The sequence below is a fragment of the Streptomyces sp. NPDC044002 genome, assembly GCF_056434525.1.
Genome location: NZ_JBWKEZ010000020.1, coordinates 49109 through 69699, shown reverse-complemented (window position 1 = coordinate 69699; position 20591 = coordinate 49109). Strand labels below are relative to the sequence as shown.

Sequence of the window (20591 nt, the reverse complement as noted above, 5' to 3'; positions counted from 1 at the left end):
GCAGTTGCTTCTCCGGTATGTGCGTGTGTCGGGTCAGGATGATCCGTACAGGGGCGGGCCGTTGACCCAAAGGAGTGCCCGCCCCGTAGCGGGTCCGTCAGTCGGCGCGCTGGTCGCTGCGGAGCCGGAACCAGTAGAAGCCGTGGCCCGCCAGGGTCAGCAGGTACGGCCACTCGCCGATCGGCGGGAAGCGCACGTCTCCCGTGAGCTCCACCGGGACCCGCCCGTTGAACGACCTCAGGTCCAGTTCGGTGGGCTGCGCGAAGCGGGAGAAGTTGTGCACGCACAGCACCAGGTCGTCCCCGAACTCGCGCAGGAACGCGAGCACCGCCGGGTTGGACGAGGGCAGTTCGGTGTACGAGCCGAGGCCGAAGGCCGGGTTGGCCTTGCGGATCTCGATCAGCCTGCGGGTCCAGTGCAGCAGTGAGGAGGGCGACGCCATGGCCGCCTCGACATTGGTGACCTGGTACCCGTGGACCGGGTCCATGATGACCGGCAGGTTCAGCCTGCCCGGATCGCAGGAGGAGAAACCGGCGTTGCGGTCCGGGGTCCACTGCATGGGGGTCCGTACGCCGTCGCGGTCGCCGAGCCAGATGTTGTCGCCCATGCCGATCTCGTCGCCGTAGTACAGCACCGGCGATCCGGGCAGCGACAGCAGCAGGGCGGTGAACAGCTCCATCTGGTTGCGGTCGTTGTCCAGGAGCGGGGCGAGCCGGCGCCGGATGCCGATGTTGGCCCGCATCCGGGGGTCCTTGGCGTACTCGGCGTACATGTAGTCGCGTTCTTCGTCCGTGACCATTTCGAGGGTGAGCTCGTCGTGGTTGCGCAGGAAGATGCCCCACTGGCAGCCGTCCGGGATCGCCGGGGTCTTGGCCAGGATCTCGGAGACGGGGTAGCGCGACTCTCTTCGCACGGCCATGAAGATGCGCGGCATGACGGGGAAGTGGAACGCCATGTGGCACTCGTCGCCGCCCTTGGCGAAGTCGCCGAAGTAGTCGACGACGTCCTCGGGCCACTGGTTGGCCTCGGCGAGCAGCACGGTGTCCGGGTAGTGCGCGTCGATCTCGGCGCGGACCCGCTTGAGGAGCTCGTGGGTGCGGGGCAGGTTCTCGCAGTTGGTGCCCTCCTCGGCGTAGAGGTAGGGCACGGCGTCGAGGCGGAAGCCGTCGATGCCGAGGTCGAGCCAGAACCGCAGCGCCGAGATGATCTCCTCCTGCACGGCCGGGTTCTCGAAGTTGAGGTCCGGCTGGTGCGAGAAGAAGCGGTGCCAGTAGTACTGCTTGCGGACGGGGTCGTACGTCCAGTTGGAGGTCTCGGTGTCGATGAAGATGATGCGGGCGTCCTGGTACTGCTTGTCGTTGTCGGCCCACATGTAGTAGTCCCCGTACGGCCCGTCGGGGTCCTTGCGGGACTGCTGGAACCACTCGTGCTGGTCGCTGGTGTGGTTCATGACGAAGTCGATGATCACCCGCATGCCGCGGGTGTGCGCGGCGTCCACGAACTCCACGAAGTCGGCGAGGTCGCCGAACTCGGGCAGCACGGAGGTGTAGTCGGAGACGTCGTAGCCGCCGTCGCGCAGCGGCGAGGCGAAGAACGGCGGCAGCCACAGGCAGTCGACGCCGAGCCACTGGAGGTAGTCCAGCTTGGCGGTGAGCCCCTTGAGGTCACCGACGCCGTCGCCGTTGCTGTCGTGGAAGGAGCGGACCAGGACCTCGTAGAAGACCGCCCGCTTGAACCAGTCGGGGTCGCGGTCCTTGGCGGGGGTGTCCTCGAAGGTGTCGTGGACGGGATCGTTGATCATCATGTGGTGGGTGACCCTCCGGTGGGCGGGGACGGTCGCAGGGCGGCCAGGACGTGCGCGGGCGTACGGCCCGGTTCCAGGCGCACGTAGTTCGCCCTGCCCCAGTGGTAGGTCTCGCCGGTGAGCTCGTCGCGCACCGCGAGGGACCCGTGCCAGTCGAGGCCGAGTACCGGCATGTCCAACGAGACCGTCGCCTCCTGGGTGTGGTGCGGATCGAGGTTGACGACCACCAGTACGGAATTGCCACCGGAGTGCTTCGAAAAGGCGATCACCTGTTCGTTGTCGGTCGGGTGGAAGTGGATGTCGCGCAGCTGCTGGAGGGCGGGGTTGCGCCGGCGCAGCCGGTTCAGGGCGGTGATCAGCGGGGCGATCGTGCGGCCCTCGCGGTCGGCGGCGGCCCAGTCGCGCGGGCGCAGCTCGTACTTCTCGGAGTTCAGGTACTCCTCGCTGCCCTCCCGGACCGGGGTGTTCTCGCAGAGCTCGTAGCCCGCGTAGACGCCCCAGGCGGGGGAGAGGGTGGCGGCGAGGACGGCCCGGACCTCGAAGGCGGGCCGGCCGCCGTTCTGGAGGTACTCGTGGAGGATGTCGGGCGTGTTCACGAAGAAGTTCGGCCGCATCACGGAGGCGGAACGGTCGCCGGACAGCTCGGTCAGGTACTCGGTCAGCTCGGCCTTGGTGTTGCGCCAGGTGAAGTAGGTGTACGACTGCTGGAAGCCGACGGAGGCGAGGGCGCGCATCATCGCGGGCCGGGTGAAAGCTTCCGCCAGGAAGATCACGTCGGGGTCGGACTTGTTGATCTCCGCGATCACCTTCTGCCAGAACACGACCGGCTTGGTGTGCGGGTTGTCGACCCGGAAGATCCGGACCCCGTGGTCCATCCAGTGCCGCAGGATCCGGACCGTCTCCTCGACGATGCCGGCCATGTCCGAGTCGAAGTGGACGGGGTAGATGTCCTGGTACTTCTTCGGCGGGTTCTCGGCGTACGCGATCGTCCCGTCGGCGCGGTGGCGGAACCACTCCGGGTGCTTCTCCACCCACGGGTGGTCGGGGGAGCACTGGAGGGCGAAGTCGAGGGCGATCTCCATCCGCAGGTCGCGGGCGCGCGCCACGAAGGCGTCGAAGTCCTCCAGGGTGCCGAGCTCCGGGTGGACCGCGTCGTGCCCGCCCTCCGGGGAACCGATGGCCCACGGCACCCCGGGGTCCCAACTACCCGCCGACAGCGTGTTGTTGGGCCCCTTGCGGTACGTCGACCCGATGGGGTGGATGGGCGGCAGGTACACCACGTCGAAGCCCATGGCGGCGATGGCCGGCAGCCGTTCGGCAGCGGTGCGGAAGGTGCCGCTCACCGGGGCCGCGCCCGGCTCCACCACCGCTCCCTCGGAGCGGGGGAACATCTCGTACCAGGAACCGAAGAGGGCCCGCTTGCGTTCGACGATCAGGGGCAGCGGCTTGGCGGCCGTGACCAGCTCCCGGTACGGGCGCCGGGCGAGCGCCGCCTGCGCCGCGGGCGCGAGCGCGGCCTCGTACCGCTCCGCGGCCGGCCGGTCCTCGTCGCGCATCGCGTCGGCCGCGGCCAGTACGGCCTCGCGGCCGTCCCGCTTGGGGATCTTCGCGGCGGCCCGCTCGTAGAGCTCCGCCCCTTCGAGGAGGGTCAGCCCGGTGTCGAGGCCGGCCGGGATCTTGATCGCGGCGTGGGCCCGCCAGGTGGCGACCGGATCGCTCCACGCCTCGACGGTGTACGTCCACCTCCCCTCGACCTCGGCGGAGACCCGGGCCCCCCACCGGTCGGTGCCGGGGGCCAGTTCGCGCAAGGGCACCGGCGGGCGCAGCCGCCCGCTCGGGTCGCGCAGTACGACATGGGCGGCGACGGCGTCGTGGCCCTCTCGGAACACGGTGGCGGAGATCTCGAAGACCTCGTCCACGACCGCCTTGGCGGGTCTGGCGCCGCAGTCGACGGCGGGGCGGACGTCCAGCACGGGAATGCGACCGATCATGATGGGATCACCTGGGGGCAGTTCGCAGGGCTCGGTGACGGTCCAGCCGGAGTCACGGCTGGTAGTGCACGCTCTGTTCGCTCTGTTTCTAGCCGCTCGGAAGACGGCTGGGCTGCGGGCATGGCCGCTCCTGTCCGCGTTCACTCGGGTGGCGGGGAAAGGTTGTGGGCGGGTGCGCCGTGCGTGTACCGCGTGTACCCGCACAGCCCTTCCCACTCTCACCCCGCCCAATCCGCACCGTCGGTTAACTACTCGTACGTAGTGGGACGCGGACGGCCGGGGAACGGCTCGCCCCGGCCCGGTATCCGCCGAGGCTCCGTCAAGTCGGTGAGGATGGGCCGATGGACAGCGAAAACACCCTCGTCACGCAGGCCCCCACAACCCCTCCCGCCCCATGGGGCGGGACCCCTCAGCCGGTGTTCGGCCTCCCCTGCGGGATGGTGCTGCGGCCCTGGCGCGAGGCCGACGCCCCGGTGCTCGTCACCGCGTACGAGGACCCCGACATCCGGCACTGGAACCGGCCCGAGCCCGAGACCCGGGAGTCGGCGGCGGCCCGCATAGCCCGCTGGAACCGGCGGTGGGAGCAGCGGGCGGCGGCGGTCTGGGCCGTGTCGGCGGAGCCGGCCGCCCCGGCCGTCGGCCTGATCGGGCTCGCCGACTTCGACCCCGACGGCACCAGCGCGGAGTTCGTGTACTGGCTGCTGCCGGCCGGGCGCGGGCGGGGCGTGATGCCGCAGGGGGTGGCCGCGGTGGCCGGCTGGGGCTTCCGCGAGGCGGGCCTGCACCGGCAGCGGATCTGCCACTCGGTCGCCAACCCGGCCTCCTGCGCCGTCGCCCTCAAGGCCGGCTTCCCGCTGGAGGGCACCATGCGCGGCGCCCTGCGGCACGCCGACGGCTGGCACGACGAGCACCTGCACGCCCGCCTCGCGACGGACGCCTGACGGTCGGGGGTGGTGGCGGGGGCGGCGCGGGAGGCGGCATGGCCGCGGTGCTGTTCCGCCGCTAGCCTTCCGGGGGCGATGCGCGGTTGCACAGCGTGGTGCGGTCGCTCCGATCCGTCATCCCCTGCGAAGGTGGAACGTGTGAAGGCTATCCGTCGATTCACCGTGCGCCCCGTCCTCCCCGAACCCCTGATGCCGCTCGCCGACCTCGCGCGCAACCTGCGCTGGTCGTGGCATACGGAAACCCGCGAACTCTTCCAATCCGTCGACCCCGAGGGCTGGCAGGCCGCCGGCGGCGACCCCGTCCGGCTGCTCGGCGCCGTTCCCGCCTCCCGGCTGGAGGAACTCGCCGCCGACCGGCGGTTCCTGCGCCGGCTCGCCGTGGCCGCCGCCGACCTCGACGACTACCTCCACGGCGGCAGGTGGTACCAGACCAACGAGAACACCGCCGAGTTCCCCTCCGCCATCGCCTACTTCTCCCCCGAGTTCGGCATCACCGCCGCCCTGCCCCAGTACTCCGGCGGCCTCGGGATCCTCGCCGGGGACCACCTCAAGGCCGCCAGCGACCTCGGCGTCCCCGTCATCGGCGTCGGCCTGCTCTACCGCCACGGCTACTTCCGCCAGTCCCTCTCCCGCGACGGCTGGCAGCAGGAGCACTACCCGGTGCTCGACCCCCACGAGCTGCCCCTGTCCCTGCTGCGGCACGAGGACGGCGGCCCCGCCCGGGTGACGCTCACCCTGCCCGGCGGGCGGTCGTTGCACGCGCACATCTGGCAGGCCCGCGTCGGCCGGGTGCCGCTGCTCCTGCTCGACTCCGACGTCGAGGACAACGACGCCGGCGCCCGCGAGGTGACCGACCGGCTCTACGGCGGCGGCAGCGACCACCGCCTCCTCCAGGAGATGCTGCTCGGCATCGGAGGCGTCCGCGCCGTGCGTGCGTACTGCCGGATCACCGGCCACGCCGGCCCCGAGGTGTTTCACACCAACGAGGGACACGCCGGCTTCCTCGGACTGGAACGCATAAGGGAACTCGACGTCGACCAGGGCCTCGGCTTCGACGCCGCCGTCGAAGCCGTGCGCGCCGGGACCGTGTTCACCACGCACACCCCCGTGCCCGCCGGCATCGACCGCTTCGAGCGCTCGCTCGTCGCCCGCCACTTCGGCGACGGCGCCGAGCTGCCCGGCGTACCCGTCGAGCGGATCCTGGAACTGGGCGCCGAGTCCTACCCGGGCGGCGACCCCGGGGTGTTCAACATGGCCGTGATGGGCCTGCGCCTCGCCCAGCGCGCCAACGGGGTCTCCACCCTCCACGGGGCCGTCAGCCGGGGCATGTTCGCCGGGCTCTGGCCGGGCTTCGACGCCGCCGACGTCCCCATCACCTCCGTGACCAACGGGGTCCACGCCCCGACCTGGGTCGCCCCCGAGGTCATGCGGCTCGGCGCCCGCCAGATCGGGGCCGGACGCACCGAGGACGCCCTCGCCGTGGGCGCCTCCGCCCGCTGGGACGCCGTCGCGCAGATCGCCGACCAGGACGTGTGGGACGTACGCCGTACCCTGCGCGAGCAGCTCGTCCAGGAGGTCCGCGACCGGCTGCGCGCCTCCTGGAAGCAGCGCGGGGCCGCCGACGCCGAACTCGGCTGGGTCGACGGCGTCCTCGACCCGGACGTGCTGACCATCGGCTTCGCCCGCCGCGTGCCCTCGTACAAGCGGCTCACGCTGATGCTGCGCGACCCGGAGCGGCTGCGCCGGCTGCTGCTGGACCCGGAACGCCCGGTGCAGATCGTCGTCGCCGGCAAGGCGCACCCGGCCGACGACGGCGGCAAGCGGCTCGTGCAGGAGCTGGTCCGCTTCTCCGACGACCCGCGCGTGCGCCACCGCATCGTCTTCCTGCCCGACTACGGCATGGCCATGGCGCAGAAGCTCTACCCGGGCTGCGACGTCTGGCTGAACAACCCGCTGCGCCCGCTGGAGGCCTGCGGCACCAGCGGGATGAAGGCCGCCCTCAACGGCTGCCTCAACCTGTCGGTCCTGGACGGCTGGTGGGACGAGTGGTTCGAGCCCGACTTCGGCTGGGCCATCCCCACCGCCGACGGGCTCGGCACGGACGAGGACCGCCGCGACGACCTGGAGGCCGGATCCCTCTACGAGCTGATCGAGAAGCGGGTCGCACCCCGCTTCTACGACCGGGACGGGCGGGCCGGGCTGCCCGTGCGGTGGATCGAGATGGTCCGGCGCACCCTGGTGTCCCTGGGCCCGAAGGTGCTCGCGGGGCGGATGGTGCGGGAGTACGTGGAACGCCTCTACGCCCCGGCCGCGCTCTCCCACCGGGCCCTGACCCCCGACGCCGCACAGGAACTGGCCTGGTGGAAGGGCCGGATCCGGGCCTCGTGGCCGCGGGTCGCCGTCGAGCACGTGGAGGCCGTCGCCGCCGCGCCCGTGGGGGGCACCGCCGAACTGGGCGCCACCCTCACGCTGCGGGTGCGGGTCGCGCTGGACGCGCTCGCGCCGGAGGACGTGGAGGTGCAGGCCGTCGCCGGGCGGGTCGACGCCCAGGACGTGATCCGGGACGGGCGGGCCTTCCCGCTCAAGCCCGCCGCCGGGCCGGACATGGAGGGGCGCTGGGTGTACGAGGGCCCGCTCGCGCTCGACCGGACCGGGCCTTTCGGCTACACCGTGCGGATCCTGCCGACGCACCCGCTGCTGGCGACCCCGGCCGAACTCGGGCTGGTCGCGGCCCCGGTGGACACCGACGCGCTGGGCGGCGTACTGCTGCGCTGAGCCCCGGAAGCGGGTAGGAGCCGGGCGGGATCAGGGGGCGGGCGGCGGATCCACCAGCCGCCCGTCCTCGACCAGCATCCCGGCCCGCTTCACGCTGCGCAGGGCCGGGATCACCTCCACCTGGCCCACCCCGTCCACCGCGCCGATCTTCTCGGTCAGATAGGTGTAGAGGGCTTCGGTGTCCCGGCACACCACCACCGCCATCAGGGAGGCCGCCCCGGACACGGCCGCCGCGAAGGGCACCTCGCGGTGGCCGGCCAGCGCGTTCCCCACCTCCGCCAGCCGGGCCGGCGGGACGGTCAGCACCAGCGTCGCCTCCGCCTCGTAGCCGAACAGCTCGGGCACGAACTCCACGTCGAAGAAGAGCGCCCCGAGGTCCCGCAGCCGCTCCAGCCGCCGCCGGGCGGTGGACTCCGACAGCCCGGTGGCGCGCGCCAGCTCCGGATACCCCGCGCGGCCGTCCCGGCCCAGCACCCCCAGCAGCGCCGACTCCGCCGCGTCGAGGACGTACCGCTCCGGCGCCGGCCCGGCCGCAGGGCGCTGCAGGGCCGCGATCTGGTCGGGGCGCAGCTCGTCGACGCCCGCCCATGCGTCGGGCCCGCCGAAGAACTTCCGCAGGATGGTGTGGGCGCTGATGCCGGTGACCCGGCGGGTGCGCGGCAGCTTCTCCAGCAGCAGGGCGTCGCGGTCCCTGCGGGTGCGGGCCCGGGTCATGCAGTGGATCTCCGTGCCGCCGGAGTTCATGGTCACCCAGGCGATGTCCGGGCGGCGGGCGAGGGCCTCGGCCACCGGCAGCGCCGCGTCGGGGGCGCACTGGATCCGCAGCCAGGACTCGAACAGCCCGACGCGGCTGCCCACCGGCAGTCCGACGACCCGGACCAGCCCGGCGCCGCGCAGTCGCCGGTAGCGGCGTACGACGGTCTGGTCGGAGACCTCCAGTACCTCGGCGATCCGGCTGAAGGGCGCCCGGCCGTCGATCACCAGGGCCTGGATCAGGGAACGGTCGAGACCGTCCAGCTCCTCGTCATTCATGGTTTCCATCATGACGGGTCTGTTCGTGAGGGAAATCCGGCAGGAGCAGGGCTGTGGGTGGGGTTCCGGGGCGGCCGCTGCGAGCGTGGGGTCACTCGGGGGCGTCCCCCGCCCCACCCCGGACACGAGGAGACCCCCATGCGTAAGTGGCTGCCGCTGACGGCGGTGTGCCTCGGGGCGTTCATGCTCCTGGTCGACGTCACGATCGTGACCGTCGCCCTCCCGGACATGGCCGCCGACATGAGCACGGATTTCGCCGGCCTCCAGTGGGTGATGGACGTCTACGCCCTCGCCCTGGCCGCCCTGCTGCTCGGCGCGGGTTCGCTCGCCGACCGGATCGGCCGCCGCCGTGTTTACCTCGGCGGGCTGGTGCTCTTCGCCGCCTCCTCGCTCGCCTGCGGGGTCGCGGACGGCCCGGCCGCGCTGATCGCCTTCCGCGCGGTGCAGGGCATCGGGGGCGCGGCCATGTTCGCCACCACCATGGCCCTGCTCAGCGCCGCCTACCAGGGCCGCGACCGGGGCGTCGCCTTCGGGGTGTGGGGCGCGGTCAACGGCGCCGCCGCCGCGGCCGGGCCGGTCATCGGAGGGCTGCTGACCGAGCACTTCGGCTGGCGCTGGATCTTCTTCATCAACCTGCCCGTCTGCGCGCTGGCCGTCTGGGTGACCCTGAAGGCGGTGGCCGAGTCCCGCGACCCGCGGGCGCGGGGGCTCGACCTGCCCGGCATGGCCACCTTCACCGTCGGGGCCGCGTCCCTGACGTACGCCCTGATCCGGGTCGGGGAGAACGGCTGGACCTCGGCCGCCACCCTCGGGCTGTCCGGCCTCGCGGCGGCCGCCTTCGCCGCCTTCGTCCTCGTCGAACTGCGCGGCTCCCGCCCGATGCTGGACCTGTCGCTCTTCCGCAGCCCGGTGTTCGTGGCGGTGATGGCCGCCGGGCTGCTGCTGTCCGGCGCGGCGTTCTCGTACCTGATGTACGTCTCCCTCTGGCTCCAGTCCGCGGAGGGGATGAGCCCGGTGGGCGGCGGCCTGGTGCTGCTCCCGATGAGCCTCGCCGGCTTCGTCGTCGCGGCGCTGGCCGGGCGGCTGCTGCACGGGGCGTCGCCCCGGCTGACCATCGGCGGCGGGCTGCTGCTGATCGGGGCGGGCGCGCTGCTCCAGGCCTGGATGCTGGACGCGGGCGACGGCTGGACCGCGCTGGCCCCCGGGCTGCTGGTCAGCGGTGTCGGGGTGGGCATGGCGACCCCGGCGCTGGCGGCCACCGCGATGGGGGCGGTGGCCCCGGCCCGGGCGGGCATGGCCGGCGGCGTGCTGAACACCGCGCGGCAGCTGGGTACCGCGCTGGGGATCGCGGTGCTGGGCGCGGTGTTCCACGCCGGGCTGGCGGACGGGCTCGGCGGGCGGCCGCGGGAGCTCGCCGACGCCCTGGCCTCCGGCGGGGCGGGGCGGCTGCTGGCGGCGCCGGGGGCGCGGGAGTGGGTCGACGCGGCCTTCGCGGGCGGGCTGCGGGACACCTTCCTGGTCTCGGGGGCGATGGGCCTGGCGGGGGCGCTGGCGGTGGCGCTGCTGGTCCGCCGCCCGGCCGTCGGCGCCCCCGTCCCGGTACAGGGCGGAGCTCCGGCGGGAGCTCCCGCCGGAGCGCCCGTGTCCGGGCGGACCTCCGCCTGAGCCGCCCCGGCTCCCCGGGAGGGTGAACCTTCGAACGTGCTGTGCATGGCGGTGCGGCCGGGGGCGGGTCCGCTCCTAGGCTGCCCGCGGACGTCCACCGGACCCGGTCCCCACGCCCCCCGAGCCCCCACGCCCCCGAGAACGGACCCTCACATGCGTCTTCGCTCCACCGCCGCGGCCGCGCTCCTCGCCTCCTTCGCGCTGGTGCTCCCGACCGCCGGCCAGTCCCTGGCCGACAACCGCAACTACGGCCTCGGCGAGATCCACTACCGGTACGCGGACGACGACCGGGACGGGCACCGCAGGACGATCGAACCGGCCGACTACGACACCTGCTACCGGCTGACGGGAACCAGCCGGAACCGGCCGGCCTACTTCGTGGAGAACGACACGGAGGCGCTGGTCCTCGTCTTCCGGGGCGACAGCTGCGGCGGCGAGGCCCAGGAGGTGCTGCGGCCGGGCGAGCGCGCGCACGACCTGAACGCCCGCTCGGTCTTCCTCAAGCCGGACGGCCACCACGGCGGCCACCACGGCGGCCGTGACGACGACTACTGGGAGGACGAGGACCGCAGCATGGTCCGCCCCGGCCAGGGCCGCGCCATGACGCCGGGAGACTTCATGAACCAGGTCTTCCGTTCGATCGGCTGACGGACCGTCCCGCCGCATGGGACAGGGCCGCCCGGGGAGGTTTCCTCCCGGGCGGCCCCGTGGTTTCAGCGGTTCAGCGGTGGTTCACTTCCTGCCCCGAGGGGATCAGAAGGTGAGCTTCCAGCTGTCGATCTTGCCGGTGTCCAGGCTCGCGTTGTCGTTGACCCGGAGCTTCCAGACGCCCTGGGCGACCTCGGAGGAGGCGTTCACCGTGTAGCTCTTGACGATGTTGTCCGCGCTGCCGCCGGAACGGTTGTGCAGGTTGTAGACGGAGCCGTCGGGCGCGACCAGGTCGACCTTCAGGTCACCGATGTAGGTGTGGACGATGTTGACGTCCACCTTGAGGGTGCTGGGCGCGTTGCCGGTGCGGGTCACCGTGATCGGGGACTCGACGGTGGCGTTGTCGGCGATCGCGTAGTCGTTCGTGTTCTCGAAGACGTTCTGCTGCGAGGTGCCGACGGTCCAGGTGAAGGACGCCGTGCCCGACTTGTTCGCGGAGTCGGTCACCGTGACGGTCACGTTGGACGTGCCCGCGGTGGTCGCCGTACCGGAGATCAGACCGGTCGAGGAGTTGATCGACAGGCCGGCCGGCAGGCCGGTCGCCGAGTAGGCCAGCGCGCCCGGGTTGGTGCTGGTCGCCTGGACCTGGAGGCTCACCGCGGTGTTGATCTGGGTGTTCTGGTTGGCGATCGCGGTGACCGTCACGCCGTCGTTGATGCGCGGGCCGACGTTGATGGCGGCCCAGGCGTTGGCGACGTTGTTGTACGTGGCCGAACCCTGGCCGTACAGGTCGGCGGCGGCCTTCAGGGTCTGGACGCGGGCGTCGGCGTAGTTGGTGTTGGACTTGAAGTAGCCCACCGTCAGCGCGCGGAACCAGATCTTCGCGGCGGCGTCACGGCCGATCGCGGTGACGGGCAGGCCGTCGGAGGTCGGCGAGTCGTAGCTCACGCCGTTGATGACCTTGGCGCCGGAGCCCTCGGAGGCCAGGTAGAACCAGTGGTTCGCCGGACCCGAGGAGTAGTGGACGTCGATGCCGCCGATGCCCGAGTACCACGCGTCCTTGGAGCCGCCGTCCTTGCTCGGCTTGTCCATGTAGCGCAGCGGGGTGCCGTCGCCGTTGATGTCGATCTTCTCGCCGACCAGGTAGTCGCCGACGTCCTGCGGGTTGGCGGCGTAGAACTCGACCGCCGCCGCCATGATGTCGGAGGTGGCCTCGTTCAGGCCGCCGGACTCACCGCTGTAGGTCATGTTGCCGGTGACCGAGGTGAGGCCGTGGGTCATCTCGTGCGCGGCCACGTCCGTCGAGGTGAGCGGCTTGTTGTTGCCCTCGCCGTCGCCGTAGGTCATGCAGAAGCAGGAGTCGTCCCAGAAGGCGTTGACGTACGCGTTGCCGTAGTGGACCCGGGTGTACGGGGCCACGCCGTCGTTGCGCAGGCCGTTGCGGCCGTGGACGTTCTTGTAGTAGTCCCACGTGACCTGGGCGCCGTAGTGGGCGTCCGCGCCGGCGGTCTCGGCGTTGGACGGGAGGCCGTTGCCCCAGATGTCGTCCGGGCCGGAGAACAGGGTGCCGGTGCCGGAGGTGCCCCGGTTCAGGTTGTAGGTCTTGTGGTTGCCGCGGCCGGCGTCGGTCAGCGTCCAGTTGCTGCCCGACTGCGAGCTGCCGAGGGTGACCTGGCCGCTGTACTGGGTGTTGCCGGTGCCGGTCTGGACGCCCTGCCACTGGGTGATCTTCGCGCCGGTCTTGGCGTTGGTGATCACGTGCAGCTGGCTCGGGGTGCCGTCGTCCTGGAGGCCGCCGACGACGGTCTCGAAGGCGAGGACCGGGACGCCCTCCGCGGCCCAGATCACCTTGCGGGCGCCCTTGTCGGCCTTGGTCTGCTTGGAGCCCTCGGCGTTCGCAGCCGAAACGGCCTGGCCCTCGGCGGTGGCCGGGGTGACGGTGGCGTTCGTGTCCGAGACCTTGATCTCGTGCTGGGTCGCCTTGGTCACGCTCTTGGTGACGCCGTCCTTGGCGTGGACGGTGAGGTCACCGCCGAGCACGGGCAGACCGTCGTAGGTCCGCTCGTACGTGGTGTGCGTGGTGCCGTCGGCGTCCTTGACCACATCGCGGACGATCAGCTTCTCGCCGCCGCCGAGGCCGAGCGCCTTCGCGGCCTGGGCGGTGGTCGAGTTGGCCTCGGCGAGGAGCGTCGCACGCTCCGAAGCGCTGAGTTTGGCGGCCGCCGCGCCCGGGTTGGGCTGGGCAGCGGTGCGGGCCTGCGACGCGGTGGCGTCGGCGGCGGCGGTGGCGGTGCCGGCCTGTATGCCTACGGCGAGCAGGGCGGCCGCGGCTACGAGGGCGCCGGCCGCGGTGGCACGCCGCTGGGGGGTGGGACTCAACGCAGACTCCTTCTGCAAGGGGGGTTCCGGATGGCTGGGTGGGCCTCCGGGCAGATCAGGGCTGGTGCGATGAACGGATCGAAGAGTGCCAGCTGTTGGCCGCGATGTCAGGGCCACATCAAAAGGTTGGCCGGAAACGGTCCGTTGTCCGAAGATACGTATCCGGTATCCGGACCATTCACCTTTGTGTGGGAGGGCTTCCGGCGGCGGGTGGAACGGAAGCTACCGGCTGTTAACACTTGGGCAACAAGGGGTCTCGTTCACTCGAACGACGTTTACCGTACGGGTGTTTGTCGTACTGTTTCCCGGTGCGACACGTGTTCGCTGCCAGGGGAAGCAGTGGACGGGTGGCACCGAAACAGACCACGTGCCAGGGGGACCCATGAGGCATGTCCGTTTTCCTGAGCAAAGAGAGGCCCCCGGGGCGGCCGGACCCGACGGGGCCGCGGCGGCCCCGGTGCGGCGGCTCGGCGACAAGGCGCGCTGGTACCTGCCCGTGGCCGTCACGGCCGACCTCCTCGGCGCCGCCGTGCCCGTCGGGCTGGTCTTCGACGCCGCCGGACAGGTCAGGCCCCTGCACTGCGCGCTCGGCGCCGCCCTCGCCTGGACCGGGGTGCAGGCGCTGCGCCGGCGGTACTCCGGCCGGGTGCTCGGAGAGTCCCGCGGAGTGCTCCCCGTACTGCACGACTGGCTGATTCTGATCGGTGTCCTGGCCGTCGTCCGCGTGGTGACGGCGGAGGAGACCCCCCGCCTCGCCGCCCTCGGCGCACTGCTGCCCGCACTACTCGTCACCGTCGCCTGCCACAAACTGACGTACCGCCACCTCTCCGCGGCCCGCCGCGAGGTGCAGGCCGTCAGCCGGGTGCTGGTGGTCGGCGAGCCCGCCGCCGCCGAGCACGTCATCGCGCACCTCGCCGCGCGCACCGACCACCCGTACGTCGCCGTCGGCCTCGTCCCGGTCGGCGGCGGCCCCCTCGCCGCCGGGATGCCGGTCGCGGCCAGGCTGGACGCCTCGATGCCCAAGGCGCCGAACCGGGACGCGTCCGCCGTGCTGCGCGCCGTCCGCCGCCACCACGCCGACCTGGTGCTGGTGGCGCCCGGAGCGCGGTTCGCGGGGGAGCGGCTGCGGCGGGTGGCCTGGGCCCTGCACGACGAGGGCCTCGAACTGGCCGTCTTCCCCGGCCTGGTGGAGGTCTCCGTCAAGCGGCTGGAGACCCTGTCGGCGGGCGGGCTCGCCGTGCTGCGGGTCGCGCCGCCCGTACGGCGGGGGGTGCAGCCCCTGCTCAAGACGGTGCTCGACCGGGCGGGGGCGGCCGTCGGGCTGCTGCTGCTGGCGCCGCTGTTCCTCGGGCTCGTCCTGGCCATCCGCCTCGGTTCGAAGGGGCCCGCCTTCTACAGCCAGCGGCGCATCGGGCGCGACGGGGTGCCCTTCGTCATGTGGAAGTTCCGCACGATGGTGTCGGACGCCGACCGCCTCAAGGCCGGGCTGGCCGGGGCCAACGAGAACGACGGCCTGATGTTCAAGATGCGCCGCGACCCCCGGGTGACCCGGGTGGGCCGGCTGCTGCGCCGCACCTCGCTGGACGAACTGCCGCAGCTCGTCAACGTGCTGACGGGCAGCATGTCGCTGGTCGGCCCCCGTCCGCCGCTGCCCGAGGAGGTGGCGGAGTACGACGAGGTCGAGCTGCGCCGGCTCACCGTACGGCCCGGGATGACCGGCCTGTGGCAGATCAGCGGGCGGTCGGACCTCTCCTGGGACGAAACGATTCAGCTCGACCTGCAGTACGTGGACAACTGGTCCTTCACCAGCGATGTCGACGTGATGGGCCGTACGCTCCGCGCCGTGGTCGACGGCCGCGGAGCGTACTGAGGGGCCGCGCGGTGACGTCAGCCCTGGCCGAGCCACCAGCGGTAGGTGGCGTCGATGCCGTCCCGCAGCGCGATGCCCGGCTTCCAGCCCAGCGAGGTCAGACGGGACACGTCGAGCAGCTTGCGCGGGGTCCCGTCCGGCTTGGAGGTGTCCCAGGCCAGGCGGCCCCGGAAGCCGGTGACCTCGGCGACCGTCTCGGCCAGCTCCCTGATGGTGAGGTCCTCACCGCAGCCGATGTTGACGGGCTCGTCGCCGTCGTAGTGCTCCAGCAGCACCGCGCAGGCGGCCGCCAGGTCGTCCACGTGCAGGAACTCCCGGCGCGGGGTGCCGCTGCCCCAGAGGACGACCTCCTCGCGCCCCTCCGCGGCCGCCTCGTGGAAGCGGCGGATCAGCGCCGGCAGCACGTGCGAGGACTGGAGGTCGAAGTTGTCGCCTGGGCCGTAGAGGTTCGTGGGCATGGCCGAGACGAACGAGGCCCCGTACTGCTTGCGGTACGACTGGACCTGCACGATGCCGGCGATCTTCGCGAGGGCGTAGGCCTCGTTGGTGGGCTCCAGCGGGCCCGTCAGCAGGGCGTCCTCGGTGATCGGCTGCGGGGCCAGCTTCGGGTAGATGCAGGAGGAGCCGAGGAACAGCAGACGGCCCACGCCGGCCGCGTGCGCGCCGGCGATGACGCTGAGCTGGATCCGGAGGTTGTCCTCCAGGAACTGCACGGGGTACGTGCTGTTGGCCATGATCCCGCCGACCTTCGCGGCGGCCAGCACGACCGCGTCCGGGCGGACGTCGCGCAGGTACGCCTCCGTCGCGGCGGCGTCGCGCAGGTCGAGGTCGGCGCGGCCGCGCGTGAGCACCTCGTGGCCGTCGGCGGTGAGGCGGCGCGCGACCGCGGACCCCACGAGGCCGCGGTGTCCGGCGACGAAGACGCGGGCGTGCGGGGGCAGCAGGGGCGGGGTGCTTGTCATACCGCCGATGATGCCAGTCCGCTGGCCGCGGGGTTTCCGGGAGCCCGGACGCGGCGTCAGGGACCTTCGGGTTGCCACCCGGTGGCCGTCGTGCGTGTGCGGCGCCGTTGCCGGGGGCTCTGCCCCCGGACCCCCGCGCCTCAAACGCCGGCGGGGCTGGGCGGGGCTGCGGGGCTGGGTGGGGCTGCGGGGCTGGGTGGGGCTGCGGGGCTGGGTGGGGCTGCGGGGCCGGGTTGGGCCGCGGGGCTGGACTGGGTTGCGGTTGGGCGGGGCTGGTTCATGCGGAGTGGGCGTGTACGGTACGCATCCAGTCCCGGACCAGGGACGGGCGGGCCTTGCCCGCCGCCCGCCGGAATGGCGCGGGGCCTTCGGGGGGCCCTGCGTGCCGGGTCGAGGGCGGACATCGAGAGACCGGTCGTGCCAGAGGCCGGAGCACATCAGAACAGCAACGGATCCCAGGGGGACACCACATGGGCAAGACCGCACTGATCACCGGCGTCACCGGACAGGACGGCTCGTACCTCGCAGAGCTCCTGCTCTCCAAGGGCTACACGGTGCACGGGCTCGTGCGGCGGTCCTCCAGCTTCAACACGGAGCGGATCGACCACATTTACCAGGACCCGCAGACGGCGAATCGTTCCTTCGTCCTGCATCACGCCGACCTCTCCGACGGCGTCGCCCTGGTGAACCTGCTGCGCGACATACGCCCCGACGAGGTCTACAACCTCGGCGCCCAGTCCCACGTCCGCGTCTCCTTCGACGCCCCCCTCTACACGGGCGACGTGACCGGACTCGGCGCGCTGCGGCTGCTGGAGGCCATCCGGGCCAGCGGCGTCGACACCCGGATCTACCAGGCCTCGTCCTCCGAGATGTACGGCTCCACGCCGCCCCCGCAGAACGAGGACACCCCCTTCCATCCGCGCAGCCCGTACGGCGGGGCCAAGGTCTTCGCGTACTGGACCACGGTCAACTACCGCGAGGCGTACGGGATGTTCGCCGCCAACGGGATCCTCTTCAACCACGAGTCGCCCCGCCGCGGCGAGACCTTCGTGACCCGGAAGATCACCCGCGCCGTCGCCCGCATCAAGGTCGGCCTCCAGGACCACCTCTACCTCGGCAACCTCGACGCCGTCCGCGACTGGGGCTACGCCCCCGAGTACGTCGACGCGATGTGGCGCATGCTCCAGCAGGACGAGCCGTCCGACTACGTGGTCGCCACCGGAGTCGCCGCCACCGTACGGGACTTCGTCGAGTCCTCCTTCGCCCACGCGGGCCTCGACTGGAGGGACCACGTTCGCTACGACGCCAAGTACGAGCGCCCCAGCGAGGTCGACGCGCTGATCGGCGACGCCTCCAAGGCGCGGGAGGTCCTTGGCTGGAAGCCGACGGTACTGGCGCCGGAGCTGGCGCAGATCATGGTGGACGCCGACGTCCGCCAGGTCGAGGACCAACTGGCGGGCGCCACGGTCCGGATCGACCGCTAGGCTCCTGCTTCACCTACGATTTGCCGTGTCCCGGTCAAGTTTGAGGCCGGGCGCGCACTCGCCGTATGCGGTTCTGGTCCGCACCAGTCCATACGGCCGTTCGGATACTTCCAGCCATCAAGCCGGGCCAACGGCCCTGGGGGGCTCATGCGTAGATCCAGAGGGCTGAGTGCTGCCCTCGCACTGTCACTGGCCGGTGCCGGCACGGGCCTCGGCCTGGTGCTGACGCCCGAGGCGTCCGCCGTCACACCGCCGGTGGCGTTCACCGCCGACGAACTGCCCACCTGGCAGCCGAACGGCGTCGTCTTCGCCATGGAACAGGCGAACGGCACCGTCTTCGCCGGCGGCACCTTCTCGGCGGTCCGCCCGCCCGACGCGGCCGGCGGCGCCGAGCAGGAAGCGGTCAACTTCGTGGCGCTGGACGCCGCGACGGGCAACCCCACCTCCTGCAAGCTGGCCTTCACCGTCGGCGACGGCAGCGCGACCGTCCGGGCGCTGGCCGTCTCCAAGGACAAGAAGACCCTGTACGCGGGCGGCTACTTCGGCGCCGTCAACGGCACCCCGGTCTCCAGCCTCGCCGCGATCGACATCGAGACCTGCACCCCCAAGGCCGGCTTCCACCCGGGCGTACCCGCCACCGTGCGCGCGCTCGACGTCTCCGACGACACCCTCTACGTCGCCGGGGACTTCGGCACGGTCGAGGGCCAGACCCGCGAGCGGTTCGCCGCGGTCGACGCCGCCTCCGGCGCCCTCAAGCCCTGGACCGCCAACGCGGACGAGCCCGGCCGGGCCGTCAAGGTCAGCAACGACGGCAGGAACGTCCTGCTCGGCGGTGACTTCTTCGCCGTCAACGGCACCAACACGCACGCCCTCGCGGTAGTCGACGCCACCACCGGCGCCGTCGCCAAGACGTACTCGACCATCCCCTCCAACTCGGTCGTCAAGCACATCTCGGCCGACGCGACGGGCTACTACACCGCCAACGAGGGCTCCGGCGGCGGTGTCTTCGACGGCCGCATCGGCCTGAACACGGACTTCGGCGAGAAGTGGCGCGACCGCTGCCTCGGCGCGACCCAGTACGTGCTGCCCTACGGCGGCGTGCTCTACAGCTCCTCGCACGCACACGACTGCTCCAGCGAGCTGGAGTTCCCCGACGGCAAGCGGAACTACTTCCTCGCCCAGCCCACCGACCACACCGGCACCGCCCCCGCGCCCGTGGACGGCTTCGTGCGCGGCCCGCGCAAGCTCGGCTGGCACCCCACCGCGAACGACGGCGTCGGCGAGGGCATCGGCCCGCGCGTCATGTCCGTCGCGGAGAAGGACGGCGTCAACTACCTGTGGGCGGGCGGCGAGTTCACCCTCATCAACGGCCGGCCCCAGCAGGGCCTGACCCGCTTCGCCGACACCGGTGACGTCGGCGCGCCGACCGCCCCCGTCGTCAGCGCTGCCGGCGTCAAGCCCGGCGAAGTCCAGGTCCGCTGGCGCACCAGCTACGACCAGGACGACAGCAGGCTGACGTACCGGATCTACCGCAACGGCTCGGCCACCCCGATCGCCACCGTGACCGCCGACTCCCTGGAGTTCGAGCGGCCGCAGGCCTCCTGGAACGACACCACCGTCAAGGCCGGCCAGTCCTACACCTACCGGGTGACCGCCACCGACGCCGCCGGCAACACCAGCGCCCTGTCGGCGAACGCCTCCGTCACCGTCCCGGCCTCCGTCCAGGCCTACCCGGACCGGGTCCGCGCCGACGGCGCCAACCTGTACTGGCGCTACGACGACACCGTCAGCCCGTACGTCGCGGATTCCTCCGACGGCGGCAACACCGGGGGCATCCAGGTGGGCGCCCCGGCCCTGCGCCAGAGCCCCGGCGCCGTCACCGGCACCAGCACGGCGATGGGCTTCAACGGCACCAGCCAGCAGGTCTACAGCGACCACCGGCAGAGCGTCGGCGCATCCTTCACCGTCGAGACGTGGTTCAAGACCAACACCACCCGCGGCGGCAAGCTCATCGGCTTCGGCAACAACACGGTCAACAGCAGCAGCACCTTCGACAAGCAGCTGTACATGACCAACACCGGCCGGCTGGCCTTCGGCGTCTACAACGGCACCGCCCGCACCATCACCACCGGCCTCCTCGACACGTACAACGACAACAAGTGGCACCACGTCGTCGGCACCCAGGGCCCCGGCGGCATGACCCTGTACGTGGACGGCCAGAACAAGGGCACCAACAGCGCCACCAACTCCACCCCGTACGCGGGCTTCTGGCACGTGGGCGGCGACAGCCTCACCAGCTGGCCGAACCGTCCGACGAGCAACTTCTTCGCCGGGCAGATCGACGAGACCGCCGTCTACCCGACCGCGCTCACCCAGGCCCAGGTCAAGGCCCACTTCGACCTGGCCAAGGTGCCGGCCGACACGGTCACCAAGGTCACCCCGTCCGAGGACACCTACGTCAACCAGGGCGCCCCCGGCACCGCCTACGGCACCTCGTCCTCGCTCGCGGTGCGCGGCACCTCGGCGTACGAGACGTACCTGCGCTTCACCCTCCCGGCCGCCCCGGCCGGACAGGTCCTGAAGGCCGCCTCCCTCCAGTTCAAGACCTCCACGCAGACCGGCGCCGGCACCGCCGACACCGTCTCCGTGGTCCCGGTCACCGGCACCTGGAGCGGAGCCACGACGTTCAACACCAAGCCCGCCCTCGGCACCGCCCCGCTCGGCAGCATCGCGGGCGTGCCGGACGGCTCGGCCGTCCAGAACGTCGAACTGGACACCGCCGCGGTCTCCGCGGTGCTGGGCAGCAGCTACGGCCTCGGCATGACCAGCACGGGCACCGACCCGCTGTGGATCTGGTCCTCGGAGTCGACCGCCGCGGACGGCGCTCCGCAGCTGGTCCTCACCTTCGGCCAGAAGTAACCGCCCGACGGAGTGGGGGGGGGGGGGGGGGGGAGAGGGGGGGGGGCACCCCCTCCCCCACCCGCGGGACAACCCAGGTGCCAGCGCCGGCCCGCCGAGACCCTCCTCCTTTCCACCT

The 20591-nt window shown here is 72.0% G+C and carries 12 protein-coding genes; 7 read left to right on the top strand and 5 right to left on the bottom strand.

What is annotated here, in order from left to right; all coding sequences use genetic code 11:
* Window positions 1-97 precede the first annotated feature (97 nt).
* The gene (gene treS, locus AC07A6_RS17415; RefSeq protein ID WP_362459543.1) at window positions 98-1804 is read right to left on the bottom strand and encodes a maltose alpha-D-glucosyltransferase; all 1707 of its coding nucleotides are present in this window, start codon (window positions 1802-1804) and stop codon (window positions 98-100) included.
* Window positions 1801-3795 (bottom strand): alpha-1,4-glucan--maltose-1-phosphate maltosyltransferase, encoded by a 1995-nt coding sequence (locus tag AC07A6_RS17410; protein ID WP_478777640.1) that lies wholly within the window; start codon window positions 3793-3795, stop codon window positions 1801-1803. The genes treS and AC07A6_RS17410 overlap by 4 nt, the downstream gene beginning before the upstream one ends.
* 341 nt (window positions 3796-4136) lie before the next feature.
* Here AC07A6_RS17410 and AC07A6_RS17405 point away from each other — a divergent pair, with 341 nt between their 5' ends.
* Window positions 4137-4736 (top strand): GNAT family N-acetyltransferase, encoded by a 600-nt coding sequence (locus AC07A6_RS17405; protein WP_478777639.1) that lies wholly within the window; start codon window positions 4137-4139, stop codon window positions 4734-4736.
* Between the two features lie 141 nt (window positions 4737-4877).
* Window positions 4878-7514, top strand: a complete 2637-nt coding sequence (gene glgP, locus AC07A6_RS17400) for an alpha-glucan family phosphorylase (protein ID WP_478777638.1) — start codon at window positions 4878-4880, stop codon at window positions 7512-7514.
* A gap of 30 nt (window positions 7515-7544) precedes the next feature.
* Here glgP and AC07A6_RS17395 read toward each other — a convergent pair whose 3' ends face one another.
* Window positions 7545-8546, bottom strand: coding sequence for an Lrp/AsnC family transcriptional regulator (locus AC07A6_RS17395; RefSeq protein ID WP_478777637.1), 1002 nt, complete (start codon window positions 8544-8546; stop codon window positions 7545-7547).
* Between the two features lie 138 nt (window positions 8547-8684).
* On the opposite strand from AC07A6_RS17395, the gene AC07A6_RS17390 reads away from it, so the two are divergent.
* Together AC07A6_RS17390 and AC07A6_RS17385 are read left to right on the top strand one after the other, a co-directional pair.
* Complete coding sequence (locus AC07A6_RS17390; protein WP_478777636.1) at window positions 8685-10211, top strand: MFS transporter; 1527 nt, start codon at window positions 8685-8687, stop codon at window positions 10209-10211.
* A gap of 153 nt (window positions 10212-10364) precedes the next feature.
* Window positions 10365-10859 carry a hypothetical protein gene (locus AC07A6_RS17385; protein ID WP_362459526.1) on the top strand — a complete coding sequence of 165 codons (495 nt, stop codon included), beginning with the start codon at window positions 10365-10367 and terminating at the stop codon, window positions 10857-10859.
* Between the two features lie 105 nt (window positions 10860-10964).
* Here AC07A6_RS17385 and AC07A6_RS17380 read toward each other — a convergent pair whose 3' ends face one another.
* On the bottom strand, window positions 10965-13238 hold the full coding sequence (locus AC07A6_RS17380) for a M4 family metallopeptidase (RefSeq protein WP_478777635.1): 2274 nt from the start codon (window positions 13236-13238) through the stop codon (window positions 10965-10967).
* Between the two features lie 382 nt (window positions 13239-13620).
* Here AC07A6_RS17380 and AC07A6_RS17375 point away from each other — a divergent pair, with 382 nt between their 5' ends.
* Window positions 13621-15108, top strand: a complete 1488-nt coding sequence (locus tag AC07A6_RS17375; protein ID WP_478777634.1) for a sugar transferase — start codon at window positions 13621-13623, stop codon at window positions 15106-15108.
* 17 nt (window positions 15109-15125) lie between these two features.
* On the opposite strand, the gene AC07A6_RS17370 is transcribed toward AC07A6_RS17375, so the two are convergent.
* Window positions 15126-16070 (bottom strand): GDP-L-fucose synthase family protein, encoded by a 945-nt coding sequence (locus AC07A6_RS17370; RefSeq protein WP_478777633.1) that lies wholly within the window; start codon window positions 16068-16070, stop codon window positions 15126-15128.
* A 470-nt stretch (window positions 16071-16540) separates the two neighbouring features.
* On the opposite strand from AC07A6_RS17370, the gene gmd reads away from it, so the two are divergent.
* Together gmd and AC07A6_RS17360 are read left to right on the top strand one after the other, a co-directional pair.
* On the top strand, window positions 16541-17554 hold the full coding sequence (gene gmd, locus AC07A6_RS17365; RefSeq protein WP_478777632.1) for a GDP-mannose 4,6-dehydratase: 1014 nt from the start codon (window positions 16541-16543) through the stop codon (window positions 17552-17554).
* Window positions 17555-17701: 147 nt separating this feature from the next.
* Window positions 17702-20473, top strand: coding sequence for a LamG-like jellyroll fold domain-containing protein (locus tag AC07A6_RS17360; RefSeq protein ID WP_478777631.1), 2772 nt, complete (start codon window positions 17702-17704; stop codon window positions 20471-20473).
* Window positions 20474-20591: the final 118 nt, after the last annotated feature.